The 16,415-nt window shown below is 53.2% G+C and carries 9 protein-coding genes, 2 tRNA genes and 3 rRNA genes; 13 read left to right on the top strand and 1 reads right to left on the bottom strand.

Annotation, left to right across the window (positions count from 1 at the left end; translation table 11 throughout):
- Window positions 1–34 precede the first annotated feature (34 nt).
- From Q8Q08_12075 to Q8Q08_12015, 13 genes are all read left to right on the top strand, one after another.
- Complete coding sequence (locus Q8Q08_12075) at window positions 35–1,171, top strand: MFS transporter (protein ID MDP2654747.1); 1,137 nt, start codon at window positions 35–37, stop codon at window positions 1,169–1,171.
- A gap of 14 nt (window positions 1,172–1,185) precedes the next feature.
- Complete coding sequence (locus Q8Q08_12070; GenBank protein ID MDP2654746.1) at window positions 1,186–1,965, top strand: SDR family oxidoreductase; 780 nt, start codon at window positions 1,186–1,188, stop codon at window positions 1,963–1,965.
- Between the two features lie 91 nt (window positions 1,966–2,056).
- On the top strand, window positions 2,057–2,293 hold the full coding sequence (locus Q8Q08_12065) for a transcriptional coactivator p15/PC4 family protein (GenBank protein ID MDP2654745.1): 237 nt from the start codon (window positions 2,057–2,059) through the stop codon (window positions 2,291–2,293).
- Window positions 2,294–2,389: 96 nt separating this feature from the next.
- Complete coding sequence (locus tag Q8Q08_12060; GenBank protein ID MDP2654744.1) at window positions 2,390–3,298, top strand: amidohydrolase family protein; 909 nt, start codon at window positions 2,390–2,392, stop codon at window positions 3,296–3,298.
- Between the two features lie 18 nt (window positions 3,299–3,316).
- Window positions 3,317–4,801: an AAA family ATPase gene (locus tag Q8Q08_12055; GenBank protein MDP2654743.1), complete on the top strand. Its 1,485-nt coding sequence runs from the start codon at window positions 3,317–3,319 to the stop codon at window positions 4,799–4,801.
- Between the two features lie 280 nt (window positions 4,802–5,081).
- A 16S ribosomal RNA gene (locus tag Q8Q08_12050) occupies window positions 5,082–6,667 on the top strand.
- Window positions 6,668–6,841: 174 nt separating this feature from the next.
- Window positions 6,842–6,918 (top strand) — tRNA-Ile (locus Q8Q08_12045).
- 213 nt (window positions 6,919–7,131) lie between these two features.
- A tRNA-Ala gene (locus Q8Q08_12040) sits at window positions 7,132–7,204 on the top strand.
- A 136-nt stretch (window positions 7,205–7,340) separates the two neighbouring features.
- A 23S ribosomal RNA gene (locus tag Q8Q08_12035) occupies window positions 7,341–10,301 on the top strand.
- Between the two features lie 92 nt (window positions 10,302–10,393).
- Window positions 10,394–10,510: ribosomal RNA gene (gene rrf, locus Q8Q08_12030) — 5S ribosomal RNA — on the top strand.
- Together the 16S, 23S and 5S rRNA genes with 2 tRNA genes alongside form the textbook arrangement of a ribosomal RNA operon.
- 326 nt (window positions 10,511–10,836) lie before the next feature.
- A complete protein-coding gene (locus tag Q8Q08_12025) occupies window positions 10,837–11,256 on the top strand; it encodes a MarR family transcriptional regulator (GenBank protein ID MDP2654742.1) in 420 nt (139 codons plus the stop codon).
- Between the two features lie 17 nt (window positions 11,257–11,273).
- The gene (locus tag Q8Q08_12020; GenBank protein ID MDP2654741.1) at window positions 11,274–12,764 is read left to right on the top strand and encodes a TolC family protein; all 1,491 of its coding nucleotides are present in this window, start codon (window positions 11,274–11,276) and stop codon (window positions 12,762–12,764) included.
- A 35-nt stretch (window positions 12,765–12,799) separates the two neighbouring features.
- Window positions 12,800–15,931, top strand: a complete 3,132-nt coding sequence (locus Q8Q08_12015; GenBank protein ID MDP2654740.1) for an efflux RND transporter permease subunit — start codon at window positions 12,800–12,802, stop codon at window positions 15,929–15,931.
- Here the strand turns inward: Q8Q08_12015 and Q8Q08_12010 are convergent.
- Window positions 15,897–16,400: a hypothetical protein gene (locus tag Q8Q08_12010; GenBank protein ID MDP2654739.1), complete on the bottom strand. Its 504-nt coding sequence runs from the start codon at window positions 16,398–16,400 to the stop codon at window positions 15,897–15,899. The two genes, Q8Q08_12015 and Q8Q08_12010, sit on opposite strands and share 35 nt — an antisense overlap.
- Window positions 16,401–16,415 lie beyond the last annotated feature (15 nt).

Raw genomic sequence — 16,415 nt, 5'->3', positions numbered from 1 at the left:
TGTGTACGTGTGCTCCTGAGTAGGGCTTCTTCTTATGCTCAACAACATTTCCGAACGGAAATTGATATATTTTTTGCTCTGCGCCGGAATGGTCACGATCAACTTCAACCTCGCGGCCATCGCGGCGGTGATCCCCACCATCAGCGCGGAATTTGGGATCACGGACGTTGAGACGTCCCGGATCGTCACGTTTTATATGATCCCGTACGGCCTTGGGGCCTTGGGGTACGGGTGGTTGACCCGCTATTTGACATACCGCGCCGTGCTGGGCGGCTCATTGGCCCTTTATGCCGTCTGCGCTCTGTTTTGCGGGCTGACCAAGTCGTTCGGCATGTTGCTCGTCGGGAACGTGGGCATGGGTCTCACTGCCGCCGGAGCTATCCCTCTGGGATTGATGGTCATCGGCGATTTATTTGAAAAAGACGTGCGGGGACGGCTTGTCGGCGCGTTTTTCGGCTGCGGCTTCATGGCGTCGCTGACCGGGATCCTTTTGTCCGGCGTGGCGCCCTGGCGCACGTTGTTTTATCTGCCGGCGGTCGCGGGGGTCCTGACCGTGGCGTGCCTGATTTTATTGCCGATGAAAGATCTGTCCCGGGTCCACGACTCCCCGGTGAATTATTGGCGGGTTTTTCACGAGCCGCGGATCCGCAATGTCTTTATGTTTATTTTTGCCATGAGTTTTTTGTACCACGGCGTCCACAAGTGGTACGGAGTTTATTTGAGCCAGATTTATCAGTTGGACAAGGCCGCGATAAGTTTGTTTTTCACGGTGGCTGCTGTGAGCGGCGCTTCCGGACAGCTGGTTGGCGGATGGATCACCGACAAAAAGGGACGCAGAGCGGCCTGCCGGGCCGGAGCCTTATTCCTGGCCTTGGCCACGATGGCTCTGGCTGGAAAATATCCTTTGCTGCTGCTGGGGGCAATCATGGCGGTCCTGTCCCTGGGGTGGACGATCAATCACAACGGTGTTTCCACCGTGTTGACTGATTTCCCGGAGGAAGACAGGCCGATGATCGCGGGGTTGAATTCGGCGCTTCGCTTCGCCAGCGGCGGGCTCGGATTTTATTTGAGCGGGTTTTTTGTGGAAAAAAGTTTTTCTTTGACGTTCCTGACCATGGGGGTTTTGATGTTCGTCAGTTCGTTGTTTTTGAAGTACGTCATCGCGGAATAAAACAAGGAGAGGACATGGATAAGTTGAATTTGAAAGGCAAAAACGCCATCATCACCGGGGCCAGCAAGGGGATCGGCAAGGCCGTGGCGATGCGTTTGGCGGAGAACGGCGTTAATCTGTTTTTGGCCGCGCGCACACAGTCCACGCTGGATGAGACTGCGAAAGAAATCTCCAAGAAATACGGCGTCAAAGTTTATGGTCTTTCAACGGATGTGTCCAGATTGGATGATTTGCAGCGTCTGGTCGTGACCGCAATCCGGGAATTCAAGACGATCGACATCCTCGTGAACAACGCCGGCGTGTCCAGCCAATATCCGTTTGAGAAGCAGCCGATGGAAGATTTGGAAAAATTGGCCCATACGAATTATCTGGGTTACGTGCGGCTTATCCGTTTGGTGATCCCCTACATGCTTGAGCAGAAGAACGGGTCCATCATCAATATGGTCTCCGGTTCGACGTTATGCGACCCTCTGCCGCGCAACTTTTTGGTTTATAGCTCGCTGAAAGTGGGATTGCGCGCCTTCCTGAAGGGTTTGTTCTGGGAAATGCGCGACCGCGGCATCAAGGTGACCTCAATATTGCCGGGAGTCGTTGACAGCGATCTGACCGGTCATCTGCAGGACATCGCGAAGGAACAAAAGGACCGGTTGATGTCGCCCGAAGCGGTGGCCGATATGGTCATGTTTGCCCTGTCGGTGCCGCAGAACGCTTGTCCTCTTGAGCTGGCCGTCATTAACCAGCAGACGCCGTGGACCAAGCCGGTGATTGATTATGCTCAACAACAAGCGAAATAGACACACGTCACACGACACACGCCACGCGATAAGGCCTTTGCGTGTGGTTTGTGACCTGTGGCATGTGTCCTTCACGGGAGGTGATCAATAAATGGACAAAACCGTGGCGGTTTTTCAGAAAAACAAGTTCCAGGAAGTCCGCGTGGGTATCCGGGAATTCAAGGGGAACGACCTCGTGGACATCCGGACATGGACCATGACCCAGGGGTCAAACGAAATGGTCCCGACGGCCAAGGGGGTTTCCATCAACATCAGCCTGTTGATGGAACTCAAGAAAGCCCTTGATAACGTTGAGAAGGAGCTGCGGACCAACGGGATGTTGAAGTAATTCCGTTGCCGGTTGTTTGACCCAAGGACGGTACGCCTGCGGTTTCGGGCTCAATGCCGTTTTGTATTCATATCCCTGCCAGATGACGGATTCCTCATGATTGACGTGCACAGCCATTATATGCCTCCTGACGTGGCGCAGAACACCATGTTTTTCAAGGTGAACTGGTCCGATCTTGATCGCCAGCTGGAGACCATGGATCAGTGCGGCATTGAAAAATCCGTGCTGCTGTATCCTACCAGCGACGCCCATCTGAACATGGGCGGCTGGCCGAACCTTTGCCGCATCTATAACGAAGCGATCGCCTCCGCTGTCCGAAAGCATCCGGACCGGTTGATCGGCGGAGGGATCCTGCCGCCGGACGACCCCGCGTCTTTGAAAAATGAGCTGAATCGCCTTGCGGACCTCGGGTTCAGGGTTTTGTCACTGGCCTCCAGTTACAACGGTAAATATTTGGATGATGAATATTTTTTTCCGGTGTATGAGTTCGCGGCGAGTCGCTCGCTCCCTGTCCATGTCCATCCGCAGATATTGAATCCCATCGGGGAGGAGAGGCTCAAAGACCCGCTGTTGTCGCCGGTTCTGGAGTATGTTTTTGATGTTTCCGTGTGTATCGGAAAGCTGATGATGAGCGGGGTTTTTGCGCGTTTCCCCGACGTGAAATTCATCTTCGCCCATTACGGCGGCGTTCTGCCGATTGTCAAAGAGAGATTCGATAACACCTATCAGATGCTCCGGCGCAGAAATTTTGTCAGGGACCTCGGCCGTTTGCCGGGCGAGTATTTCAGGAATTTGTATTTTGACACCAGCGGTTCCAAGTCTGCCGCGTCTTTGCTGTGCGCCCTGGAGGTCACGGACCCGTCTCACATCCTCTACGGCAGCGATTTCCCGGCCAACCAGGACATGCCGGCTTCCATCGCCGTTATCCGGCAGTCTGCGGCCGGGGAAAGTTCCAAAGAACAGATACTTTCCGCCAATACTAAAAAACTTCTCGGGCTCCGGTGACGAGCCGCCTGCAACGCTATGAATCCATCTGAAGATCTCCTCCTGCTGCTCAAATCCCGCCATCCGGTGATTTATTACGAAAGCCCTGATGAGACCGGTGCCATCAATGAGGTGCAGGAAACGGCGCGCCGGCTCAACATGCTTGTTTATCAGTGGTCCGTGTCCAATGGCATGGGGATCGGGAAGGAGGGGGGGTTTTATAAAACAGCGGACCCGGCTTACATGCTGAAGACCCTGTTGACGCTCCTCCCGAACCTTGGCGATAGCGGCGCTGTGATCCTGCTCAAGGATTTTCAGAAATATTTGGATGACGCGTACGCTCTGCGTTTGTTCAAGGACGTGATCAACGCGGTTCGTTCCACGCCGTCAACGGTGATCGTCCTGGCCGCGGAATATAAATTCCCCCAGGAACTCGAGCCGGACATGGTCCGGTTTCTTGGAGGGTATCCGGATACGGCCCAGATCCGCAACCTTCTGGACGAGGTGATCCGGGAAATGAAGAGGGTGGACCCGGCGGTTAACGTAGGATTGGATGAGGCGGGGCAGGAGAGGGTCCTTCATCTGCTTAAGGGCCTGACGGCCCAGCAGATCCGCAGTCTGGTGACCCGGTGTGTGTTGAATGACTTTATGCTGGATTTTGGGGACATCAAAACAATTGAAGATTTTAAGAAGAGATTGTTTGACCAGGAGGGATTGCTGGAATATTGTTCGTCCGAGAGTTCCGGCGCGGTCGCGGGATTTGAAAACCTCAAGAGATGGATCGGCGAGCGCAAGCAGGCCTTTAGCGGCGCGCCGCCTGCGGATCTCCCCCCGCCGAAAGGGATCCTCCTCGTCGGGGTGCAGGGCTGCGGGAAAAGCCTGGTGGTCAAGGCGGCCGCCGGTGAGATGGGCCTGCCGTTGTACCGTCTGGACATCTCGGCGCTTTACAGCAAGTATATCGGCGAAACGGAAACGAATTTACGAAAAGCCCTGATGACCGTTGATAAATTAAGCCCGCTGTGTTTGTGGATTGACGAGATCGAGAAAGGGCTCGCGTCGTCCGGGGCCGATGTGGACGGAGGCGTTTCCCAGAGAATCCTGGGGACGTTTTTGACCTGGATGCAGGAGAGGAAATCCCGGTGTTTCGTTGCCGCGACCGCCAATAATGTTTTCAAGCTTCCGCCGGAGCTCCTGCGCAAGGGGCGGTTCGACGAAGTTTTTTTTGTGGACCTCCCCAACGCGAAAGAGCGGGAAGAGATTTTTAAAATCCATCTCGGCCGCCGTTCGCTTTCGCCGGATAAATTCGAGTGCCGACGGCTGGCAGAGCGCAGCGTTGATTTCAGCGGAGCGGAAATTGAACAGGCGGTGATCGCGGCGCTTTACAGCGCGAAAGCCAAAGGCCTTGGCGTGACGCAGGAGGATGTGCTGTCGCAGATCGCAGGCACAAAACCCCTGGCTGTTTTGCGGCGCGAAGATGTTGAGGCCGTGAGGGATTGGTGCCGGGACCGCACGGTGCGGGTTTAGGGACGGAGGGGGCTTTTTCTCCGTCGGGAGGCGAAAATGTTTCCGGGCAAGGGGACACCGAAAATAGTTTAAAATAATTCTTGACAATAAAATGCCCATCTGTTATTCTTCTTAAACCTTAGAAGTACATCACAGTTACAGTTCTTCTTCAAAATACTTTCGCAATCAACTCCCGGCACTAATCCGCCAAGAATAGTGCCAGGAGGTTTTTTGTCTCAATTGACAAAAACGTTCTTTGAAATCTTGTTATCTTTGAGCAATCAAACAATTTAGCCAAGTTGTTTTGGAGAGTTTGATCCTGGCTCAGAGTGAACGCTGGCGGCGTGGATTAGGCATGCAAGTCGAGCGACCTCTTTTCGGCTTTTGTTGAAGCCGCAAGGTGGATGCAGAAATTGAAAAGAGGAGCGGCAAACGGGTGAGGAACACGTGAGTAATCTTCCCATAAATCAGGTATAGCTTCGCGAAAGTGGAGGTAATCCCTGATAACACCACACTGGCGCATGTCAGAGTGTTTAAAGGCGGGGACCGTAAGGCCTGCCGTTTATGGATGAGCTCGCGTCCTATCAGCTAGTTGGTGGGGTAACGGCCCACCAAGGCTTATGACGGGTAGCTGGTCTGAGAGGATGGTCAGCCACACTGGGACTGAGACACGGCCCAGACTCCTACGGGAGGCTGCAGTCGAGGATATTTAGCAATGGGCGAAAGCCTGACTATGCGACGCCGCGTGAGGGATGAAGGTCTTCGGATCGTAAACCTCTTTTGTCAGGAAAGAAAATTTCATGGTTAATAGCCATGAAACTGCCGGTACCTGACGAATAAGCCACGGCTAACTCCGTGCCAGCAGCCGCGGTAATACGGAGGTGGCTAGCGTTACTCGGAATCATTGGGTGTAAAGGGCAAGTAGGCGGCCTGTTAAGTGAGGGGTGAAATCCTGCGACTCAATCGCAGAACTGCCTTTCAAACTGGCAGGCTTGAGGTAGGAAGGGGGAAATGGAATTCGCGGTGTAAGGGTGAAATCTGTAGATATCGCGAAGAACACCAGTGGCGAAGGCGATTTCCTGGTCCTGTCCTGACGCTAAATTGCGAAAGCTAGGGGAGCAAACAGAATTAGATACTCTGGTAGTCCTAGCCGTAAACGATGAGCACTAGGTGTTGGCCCGCAAGGGTCAGTGCCGCCGCTAACGCATTAAGTGCTCCACCTGGGAACTACGGTCGCAAGGCTAAAACTCAAAGGAATTGACGGGGGCCCGCACAAGCGGTGGAACATGTGGTTTAATTCGATGCTACGCGAAAAACCTCACCAGGGCTTGACATACAGGAAGTAGTGAACCGAAAGGGGAACGAGGCGTCAAGTCCGTCAGCCTGTACAGGTGCTGCATGGCTGTCGTCAGCTCGTGTCGTGAGATGTTGGGTTAAGTCCCGCAACGAGCGTAACCATTGCCCTATGTTGCGATCTTGTCTCATCGAAAGGTGAGGCGAGAGCACTCTTAGGGGACTGCCTGGGATAACCAGGAGGAAGGTGGAGATGACGTCAAGTCAGTACGGCCCTTATGCCCTGGGCTACACACGTGTTACAATGGCGGATACAAAGGGTTGCCAACCCGCGAGGGGGAGCTAATCTCTAAAAATCCGCCCCAGTTCAGATTGAAGTCTGCAATTCGACTTCATGAAGCCGGAATCGCTAGTAATGGCAGATCAGCACGCTGCCGTGAATACGTTCCCGGGCCTTGTACACACCGCCCGTCAAGCGATGGGAGCCAGAGGTACCCGAAGTCCTATGTAGGTAGGCCGAAGGTAAATCTGGTGACTGGCGCTAAGTCGTAACAAGGTAGCCGTACGGGAACGTGCGGCTGGATCACCTCCTTTCTATTTCTTTCGCTTCGGCGGATGAAATGGAAAACCAATCTGTCCACTGTGTACAGGACAAACTCGTCGAACAGATGAGTCGTTGAGTTGTAAATACAAGAGCGTTTCGGATTCTTTGAAACGACTTGGCTATCTTTTTTTCTCCTTGCATTGCTTAGAGTCGAGTAATCAATTGGGCCCATAGCTCAGTTGGTTAGAGCGCGTCCCTGATAAGGACGAGGTCAGTGGTTCGACTCCCCTTGGGCCCACCATATTAGTGGAAGAGGGGTGCGTAAAATGAGGGCTGCCCCGGCGACTCTAAATCATTTTTGGTAGTCGGGATTGCCCCATTTTCCTCATGAGCGTTGCTTTCAAAAGGCAAGATGGGGCTGCCCTTGATTTCATCTCGTGGCAAGTTTGCCTCTGGGAAGTCAAGGGCGAGCCCCGTTTTCCTCTCAAATAGATCTTATTGATTGAGGTAAAACGGGGCTGTAGCTCAGCTGGGAGAGCACCTGCTTTGCAAGCAGGGGGTCAGGAGTTCGATCCTCCTCAGCTCCACTTGTTCACGATTTGCTCACAGAGATAACAAGATTTTGTGCGATTTTCGGGTCGTGCCCCGGCGCGATCGGATCGTTCTTTGACAGTTAGGTCTTTTCGAGAAATACTTTGACCGAGTATATCTCAACGCTATAGTGATCAAGCTACAAAGAGTCTATGATGGATGGCTAGGCAGACTAAGGCGATGAAGGACGCGATAAGCGGCGATACGCTCCGGGGAGTCGCAAATAGACCGTGATCCGGAGATTTCCGAATGGGAGAACCCATCCAGGGTTGTACCTGGATATCTTGCACTGAATACATAGGTGCTTGACGCCACACGGGGCAAACTGAAACATCTAAGTAGCCCCAGGAAAAGAAACCGTAAGGGATTCCCCCAGTAGCGGCGAGCGAAAAGGGAACAGGCTAAACCCTGGTGCATGCACCAGGGGGTTGCGGGACCTCAACGTAGGATTGTCTGGTGATAAATGAAGTGGCTGGAAACCCACACCATAGAAGGTGATAGTCCTGTAATTGACATCATCAGGCACCTTAGAGGCATCCCAAGTACTGCCGAGCACGGGAAATTCGGCAGGAATCCGGCCCGACCATGGGCTAAGCCTAAATACTAGAGTCTGACCGAAAGCGGACTAGTACCGTGAGGGAAAACTGAAAAGAACCCCGGCGAGGGGAGTGAAATAGAACCTGAAATTATAGACTTACAAGCGGTCGGAGGCCTATGCATACCTTCGGGTATGAATGGCTGACGGCGTACCTTTTGCATAATGGTCCGACTAGTTATTGTGCGGTGCGAGCTTAACTCCGTCTCGGAGGTAGGCGTAGCGAAAGCGAGTCTGAATAGGGCGTTTAGTACCGTATAATAGACCCGAAACCAGGTGATCTATCCATGGCCAGGGCGAAGCTGTGTGAAAACACAGTGGAGGCCCGAACCCATATCTGTTGAAAAAGGTAGGGATGAGCTGTGGATCGGAGTGAAAGGCTAATCAAACTTGGCAATATCTGGTTCTCCTCGATATAGTTCTAGGACTAGCCTCGGATGATCGGATGCGCAGGGGTAGAGTTACTGAATAGGCTAGGGGCCTCACCGGGCTGCCAAACCTAACCAAACTCCGAATACTGCGTATCTTATTCCGGGAGTCAGTCCCTGAGGGCTAAACTTCAGGGTCGTGAGGGCATCAGCCCAGACCAACAGCTAAGGTCCCTAATATCGTCTAAGTGGTAAAGGAAGTGAGATCACGTAAACAGCCAGGATGTTGGCCCAGAGGCAGCCATCATTTAAAGAGTGCGTAACAGCTCACTGGTCGAGTGATCTTGCGCCGAAAATAATCGGGGCTCAAGGCGATAACCGAAGCTTTGGATTGTATCCGTCTTCGGACGGGTGCAGTGGTAGAGGAGCGTACTGTCTCACTGTGAAGGCGTACCGTAAGGAGCGCTGGAGAGGACAGTAGTGACAATGTCGGAATGAGTAACGAATACTATGGCGAGAAACCATAGCGCCGAAAATCTAAGGTTTCCTGGGGAAGGTTAATCCACCCAGGGTTAGTCGATCCTAAGTCGAGGCCGAAAGGCGTAGGCGATGGACATCCGGTTAATATTCCGGAACCGGCTATGGGCGTTACCAGTTTAAGATGACGTAGAAGGCTAGGTGCGCGGAGTGTTGGACGTCTCCGTTCAAAGCTGTGGCACTCGTGGAGACACGGGTGTGAGAGCTTACGGGGAGCCTGCGGTACGCCAAAGGCGAAGGCACTCATGCCATACTACCGAGAAAAACTCTTAAACGAGCTCCATAGCTGATCGTACCGTAACCCGACACAGGTAGATAACCAGAACATGGTAAGGCGCTCGAGATAACTCTCCTTAAGGAACTAGGCACAAATGGCCCCGTAACTTCGGGATATGGGGTGTCCGAGGGATGAAGCCGCACAGGCGGAGTCCTGAGGATCACAGTAAAGAGGCCCGGGCGACTGTTTAGTAAAAACACATCACTCTGCTAAGTCGAAAGACAATGTATAGGGTGTGACACCTGCCCAGTGCTGGAAGGTTAAGGGGAGGGGTTAGCCGTAAGGCAAAGCTCCGAACTGAAGCCCCAGTAAACGGCGGCCGTAACTATAACGGTCCTAAGGTAGCGAAATTCCTTGTGGGGTAAGTTCCCACGCGCACGAATGGTGTAACGACTTGGGCGCTGTCTCAAGGAGGGACTCGGTGAAATTGTAGTAGCGGTGAAGATGCCGCTTACCCGCACCTAGACGAAAAGACCCCAGAACCTTTACTGCAGGTTGGTATTGAATTTTGGTCCTTTATGTGTAGGATAGGTGGGAGGCTGTGACGGCACGGCGCTAGCCGTGCAAGAGCCAACGGTGAAATACCACCCTTAAAGTATTAGAATTCTAATCATGTCCCTTATATCAGGGCATGTAACAGTGCCAGTCGGGCAGTTTGACTGGGGCGGTTCCCTTCTAAAATGTAACGAAGGGGTCCAAAGGTCTCCTCAAGCCGGTCGGCAATCGGCTTTAGAGTGCAATCGCATAAGGAGGCTTAACTGCGAGACGGACACGTCGAGCAGATACGAAAGTAGGGGATAGTGATCCGGTGGTTGATTATGGGATTGCCATCGCTCAACGAACAATAGGTACTCTGGGGATAACAGGCTGATCGCGCTCGAGAGTTCATATCGACAGCGCGGATTGGCACCTCGATGTCGGCTCATCCTATCCTGGGGCTGGACAAGGTCCCAAGGGTCCGGCTGTTCGCCGGTTAAAAGGGTACGTGAGCTGGGTTTAGAACGTCGTGAGACAGTTCGGTCTCTATCTGGTGTGGGCGCACGATATCTGAAGAGGAGCTCTTCTTAGTACGAGAGGACCGGAAGAGACGAACCTCTGGTGTACCGGTTGTCCTGCCAAGGGCAAAGGCCGGGTAGTCACGTTCGGAAGGGATAAGCGCTGAATGCATATAAGTGCGAAGCCCCCCTCAAGATAAGATATCGATCTCCCGCAAGGGAGGAAAGGCACCTCGAAGAGTAACGAGGTTGATAGGCTGCAGGTGTAAGCCCTGTAAGGGGTTTAGCTAAGCAGTACTAATCTGCCGAATGCTTGATCTTTATTTTTTCTTCCGGTCTCGGCCGGTTGAAAGAATGAGATTTACTCGTTTATCGTATCTTTCGAAAAGACCTAACTGTAAAATTTAAGAATTTCCGGTAACATTACCTAAGGGGAAACACCCGTTCCCATACCGAATACGGTAGTTAAGCCCTTAGAGGTCGATGGTACTATAGTCGTAAGGCTATGGGAGAGTAGAACGTTACCGGGTTTATTTGATGCCCCGTGATCATAAGATCATGGGGCATTTTTTTTGCGGCGTTTCGTCCCGATAGGGGCTTTGCGCTCCGTCCCGCTGTAGGATAAGGGGAAATGGTTTTTTTCATGCTCTTCCGGGGTTTTGCGGAGCGCAGCCACCGCAGATCCAGCACACGGCATACATTGGCGGACGAATGAACCCCGCGGATTACTTACAAGGCAGTCACCGGGGTTTTTAATGGCCCGGTGTGGCGCGCGGGGTATTCCCCAAAAGCCCCCTTGCCATATTTAATTAGCTATGCTAATATTTAGCCAGGCTAACAACATGGGAGGCGGAATATGAGCTCAGCGCAAATTGCCAAAGAAATTGCTGTCATTATGCCCAAGGTCGCCCGCGGCATTGTCTTCAGGTTCTTCCAGATGGTCGATATCCCCCAGACGCAGTTGTTCGTCATTATGATCCTGCATGAGCAGAAAACCTGCCGGGTTTCCGAACTGAGTTCCCTGATGAAGGTTTCCGTTCCGACCGTCACCGGCCTGATTGACCGGATGGCGCGGGCCGGATACGCCAAGCGCATCCCTGATCGTGAAGATAGGAGGGTCATTCACATTGTTTTGACCCCGAAGGGGGTCTCCGTTGCGAAAAAGTTGCGTAAGACCATCCAGGACCGCTGGCAGGGGGTCGTGGAAAAACTGCCTGCCGAGGACGCGGAAAATTATCTCAGGATTTTGAAGCGCATCCAGGGGCTTTTGACATGAGAACGCCCGCGGCAATAATGGCTGCCTTCCTCATATTAATGATCCCTTATCACGGCAAAGCCGAATCTTCGGCCGTCGAGCAGGCGGTGGATGATCTTGTGCCTTCTTCGGAAATGCGGACGTATGCTATGACCATGGATGAGGCCAGCCGTTTGGCGCTTCAAAATAATTTTGACATCCAATTGGCAAAGTTTGACGTATATATATCGAGGACACGGCAGGACGAAGCGGAATCCATTTATGACACGATCCTGAGCGCTATGGTGGGGTACGAGGATGACCAAAGTGAGCCGACGTCCTCAATTATGGGGACAAAATCGTTGGATAACGATTACAACATCGGGATATCCCGAAAACTGCCGACAGGGACGACGGTCAGCGTGGATATGGCCAACAACCGTCATTGGACGAATTCCTCTTTTGTCACGCTCAATCCCGCGCACGACTCTTCGTTAGGGCTGACGGTCGAGCAGGACCTGGGAAAGAATTTTTTCGGCATCCAGGATCGGGGAAATATCCGGATCACTCAGGGTGAGATTGAAAATTCCGAATACACGTCACTCGATAAAATTGAGCAGTATCTGGCGGACGTCCAGAAAGCTTATTGGGAGATGGCATTGCATGTTGAAAGGGCACAGATTGCCCGGGACATGCTCGAGCAGGCCCGGCGGCTGTGGGAACACGATCAGGCCAAGTTTCGGGACGGCCTGGTGGAAAAACCGGAATTGATCGCAACGGAAGCCAATTACCGGACCCGCCAAAGTGATGTGATGATGGCCGAGAGCGAGCTGAAAACGCGGGAGAACGTTTTACGTTTTCTTCTCAATATCCCGGACGACACGGCGCAGATCGCCCCGCAAGACACTCTGGGTGCCGCGGAGGAAGAAACTCTTGTCCATCCCGCCCTTAAAGCCGCGCTGGAAAACCGTAGAGATTTTAAAAAAGCGCACAATGAGCTCAAGAATCGCGATATCAAGCTGGCCATGGAAAGAAATAACCTTTGGCCGGAAATCAACCTGACGGCGTCCTTGGCGCAGAACGGCGTTTCGGCCGACAGTTTTCGCAGCGCTGTTGAACAGATCGGCTCTGAATACAACGCCGATGTTGCCGCCACACTATCCGTTTCTTTCCCCCTGGAAAACCGCAAGGCAAAGGCCAATTTGAAGAAAGCGGATCTGGAGAAGGCCCGGGCTTTGGTCAACATCAAACTGCTGGAGCGAAAAATCGCCATTGATATCATGGACCAAGTCCGCAGCTGCGACGTGTTCCTCGAAGTGGCCGCGAACAGCGATATTGTGGCCGAATTGCAGGCAAACAAGCTGATGGAAGAAGAAAAGCGTTTCAGGACCGGCCGGTCGGACACGGACACCCTCATCCGCTTTCAGGAAGACGTGATCGAGGCCCGCTGGAAAGCGGCCCAGGACAAGTATCGGTATGCAACGGCTTTGGTTGAATTGAAACGCAGGGAGGGGGTCCTTCTGAATGCCTTTTGGCAGGAAGGGCTTTGACCATTGATTGGCTTTGATAGGGAAAAGGTGGAATCATGAAACTGGCTGAATTCGCAGTCAAGAATTCTCTTTTCGTTAACCTGATATCCATTTTCATCTTTTTTGGCGGGATGATGGCGATGTTCAGCGTCCGCCGCGAGGCCTTCCCTGAGGTCTCCTTCGATGAGGTTACCATCCAGACCGTTTATCCCAGCGCGTCTCCCGAAGACGTGGAAAAGCTGGTGACCATTGCCTTGGAGGAGGAGTTGAAGTCTGTGAGCGGCGTCAAGGAGATGAACTCTTCGTCCGAAGAAGGTATCTCTTTGATCGGGCTCAAGATTGAGCCGAGTGAACGGGATAAAAAGAAAGTCGTGGATGATATTCAGCGGGCGGTGGACAGGGTGGGGGACCTGCCGGCAGAGGTCGAAGACCCCCTCGTCGTGGAGATGACGTCCAAGGAGATCCCGGTCATCGAGATTTCCCTGAGCGGAAATTTTCCTGAACCGCAGCTTCGCCAGCACGCGGAGATCCTGGAAGACCTCCTCCTGGACATCAACGATGTCTCCTCGGTCCGGCGGATCGGATGGAGAGACCGGGAGTTTTGGGTGGAAGTGGATCCGGGGAAAATGAAGGAATATTACGTCTCTTTTGATGAAGTGATGGCGGCCCTGCGGTCGCGCAACATTACTGTCCCCGGCGGGCAGATCACCTTGCCGGAGGTGGAGTTTAATGTCCGCATCACCGGGGAATTCCTGACGCCGGAGGAAGTGGGAGAAGTCGTGGTCCGGGCCAATGATGACGGCAACTGGGTCAAGGTCAAGGATATCGCCCAGGTTGTGGACACGTTTGAGGATGAAACGCGCATTGCCAAAATCAACGGCCACAGAGCCCTGGCCATGGTCGTCGTCAAAAGGGAGAACGCGGACGCCATCAAGATCACCGATAAGGTCAAAGAGGTTGTCCGGGAGTATCAATCCAAGCTGCCGCCGGGGCTGAGCGTCACCTTGACGAATGACTATTCGTATTACGTCAAACGCCGTTTAGGGGTCTTGCAAGTCAACGGCGCCCAGGGTTTCCTTCTTGTGATCCTGATCCTTTTTTTGTTCCTTGATCCTGTCCCCGCGATTTCAACGGCCCTGGGCATCCCTTTCGCGCTTCTTGCCACGTTCGGGTTCATGTATGCCCTCGGAATCAGCATCAACCTTATCACCATGTTGGGGCTGATCATTGTCCTGGGGATGCTCGTGGACAACGGGATCGTCGCATCGGAGAACATCTACCGGTATATCGAAAAAGGGGTTCCTGTCCGTCAGGCCGTGGTCATGGGCGCCAATGAGGTCGTTTCCCCCGTTCTGGGCAGTATCCTGACCACTTGGGCGGCGTTTTTTCCCCTGTTGTTCATGCCCGACATTATCGGGAAATTCATCCGTTTCATCCCCCTGATCGTGATCTTCGCCCTGACCGCGTCGCTGTTTGAGGCGTTTGTCATCCTCCCCGCCCACTTGGCTGACTGGGCCAATCACCCCGTTTTAAAGAAATTTGTGTCCCGTCACCGGAAAGCCAACGGCAGCCAACAGCGCTGGTTCAAAGAGATGACACGGCTTTATACCAGGGCCTTGCAGTTTTGTATCAGGCACCGCTACCGCTTCGCTCTCAGTTTGGCGGGGGCATTCGTTGTCTCGATCCTCCTGGCCGCGTTCTACTTGAAAGTGGTCCTTTTCACGGGGGAAGGGATCGAGCGTTTCTTTATACGGGCCGAAGCCAAGATGGGGACCCCGCTGAAGAAAATGGATGACCTGATCGTGCCGATTGAAAAACTTGTGTCAAACATTTCTCCCCGGGAGCTCGATTCGTTTCGAACGTATCTGGGCAGTATAGAAACCGAGGCCAACTTTGATCCGAACGCGAAACGGGGGACTCATCTGGGGCAGGTCACGGTCTTTTTGACCCCTATGCAGGATCGCAAACGGACCCCTCAGGAAATCATCGATTCCCTGCGGCCTCAGCTTGAAAAAATCCAGGGGTTTGAAAAACTGTATTTTTATATGCCGAAGGAAGGCCCGCCGGTCGGGAACGCCGTGGCCGTCGGTGTGCGGGGAGAGGATTTCAACGTCTTGCTGGAAGTCGCCGGCAAGGTCCGCAGTATTCTGGAAAAGACACCCGGCGTATCCGACATCAGTCTCGGATATGATTTCGGGAAAAAGCAGCTGCGTGTCCGGATTGACGAACAGAAGGCCAGGAAATACCATCTGACCGTTGAGCAGATCGCCACCACCATCCGCAATGTCGTGGAGGGCGGGTTGGCCACTTCCATCAAGCCGTCCAAAGCCGAGGAAGAGATCAACGTTCTTGTGCGTTTCCCCGGAGAAGTCCGAAACAGGGCCGACGTCTTTCAAAATATCCAAATCGCGAATCGGCAGGGCAAGCTCGTTCCCCTTTTGTCCGTGGCAACGGTGGAGGAGACGGAAAGCATTTACCAGATCAACCACCTGGATGGGAAGCGGGTTGTCATGGTGGCCGCGGAGGTGGACAACAAAAAGGCGACCTCAATGAGCGTGAACCAGATGCTTAAAAGAAAATTGAAAGATGTCGCCCATCAATACTTGGGGACCACGATCCAATATAAGGGGGAATTTGAGGAACAGCAGGAAACGTTGAGGAACCTTCTCGCTTCGTTCCTGCTGGTTTTGTTTTTTATCTTCATCATCCTGGCGAGGGAGTTCAATTCCCTGCTCCTGCCATTTTTGATCATGGTAACGATCCCATTCGGATTCATCGGCGTGGTGGTGACGTTCCTTCTCCACGGGCGTCCCTTGAGCTTTTTTGCCTTCATGGGGATGGTGGGGCTGGCGGGTGTGGTCGTGAACTCCGCCATCATTCTGGTGGATTTTATCAACAGCCGTCGACGGAACGGGCTCGCCCTCTTGGAGGCCTTGGTGGAGGCCAGCCAGGCCCGGCTGAGGCCGATCCTGATGACAACCGGCACGACGATCGCGGGTTTGGTGACGGTCGCATACGGGATCGGAGGAGGGGACCCGTTCTTGAAGCCGATGGCGCTCGCGATGATGTGGGGCCTGTTTTTTGCCGCGTCCCTGACGCTTTTTGCCATCCCGTGCTTTTACCACATTCTGGAAGACTTCACCCAGCGTTTTTTCAAACGGCCTCTTGTGGCTTTGGAGAAGGAGTAACGGCTTTTTCGTATAACCCCAAATGGTCCCGAAAGGCATAGAGGCCAAGGACGATGTATGACGGGCTGACTGCCATCACATAGGAAATGATCATGTTCGCGGCCGTGACAGGGGAGTCGACCCACGCGGCTTTGATGATATTATATTCATACGAGTGACCGAAGATTTCAGCGGCCAGCCGCGCCAATAAAAACATCCTCCAGAATTTAGGGCGCAACACATCGATTTGGTACACGAACAGGTAAACCGGCAGACAGGTCAGGAGGTTGAGGATCAGGGAGAGGACTTGCAGGGAGTAGGGGAAGAGGAAGTAGATGTTGAAGGCGAGCAGGATCTGGTAGTACAGCGTCGCGGGAGACGAGGGGGCAAAACAAACGACGCACATACCCAGGGAGATGGTAAAATAAATAAACAGGTAAAGTTTCCAAATCCAGCCCGGTTTGATCGGTATGGAATCATTGGTTTCCATAGGTCGGTGAATATC

This window comes from Candidatus Omnitrophota bacterium (assembly GCA_030688425.1).
Classification (GTDB): Bacteria; Omnitrophota; Gorgyraeia; order Zapsychrales; family JANLHA01; genus JAUYIB01.
The sequence above is the reverse complement of the archived record's forward strand: the minus strand, read 5'-3'. Positions and strand labels throughout refer to the sequence as shown.

What these genes read in the sequence shown, in the direction of transcription:
- Q8Q08_12075 (MDP2654747.1), top strand. Translation starts at nt 35, where the DNA reads ATGCTCAACAACATTTCCGAACGGAAATTGATATATTTTTTGCTCTGC.
- Q8Q08_12060 (MDP2654744.1), top strand. Translation starts at nt 2,390, where the DNA reads ATGATTGACGTGCACAGCCATTATATGCCTCCTGACGTGGCGCAGAAC.
- Q8Q08_12020 (MDP2654741.1), top strand. Translation starts at nt 11,274, where the DNA reads ATGGCTGCCTTCCTCATATTAATGATCCCTTATCACGGCAAAGCCGAA.
- Q8Q08_12055 (MDP2654743.1), top strand. Translation starts at nt 3,317, where the DNA reads ATGAATCCATCTGAAGATCTCCTCCTGCTGCTCAAATCCCGCCATCCG.
- Q8Q08_12070 (MDP2654746.1), top strand. Translation starts at nt 1,186, where the DNA reads ATGGATAAGTTGAATTTGAAAGGCAAAAACGCCATCATCACCGGGGCC.
- Q8Q08_12015 (MDP2654740.1), top strand. Translation starts at nt 12,800, where the DNA reads ATGAAACTGGCTGAATTCGCAGTCAAGAATTCTCTTTTCGTTAACCTG.
- Q8Q08_12010 (MDP2654739.1), bottom strand. Translation starts at nt 16,400, where the DNA reads ATGGAAACCAATGATTCCATACCGATCAAACCGGGCTGGATTTGGAAA.
- Q8Q08_12065 (MDP2654745.1), top strand. Translation starts at nt 2,057, where the DNA reads ATGGACAAAACCGTGGCGGTTTTTCAGAAAAACAAGTTCCAGGAAGTC.
- Q8Q08_12025 (MDP2654742.1), top strand. Translation starts at nt 10,837, where the DNA reads ATGAGCTCAGCGCAAATTGCCAAAGAAATTGCTGTCATTATGCCCAAG.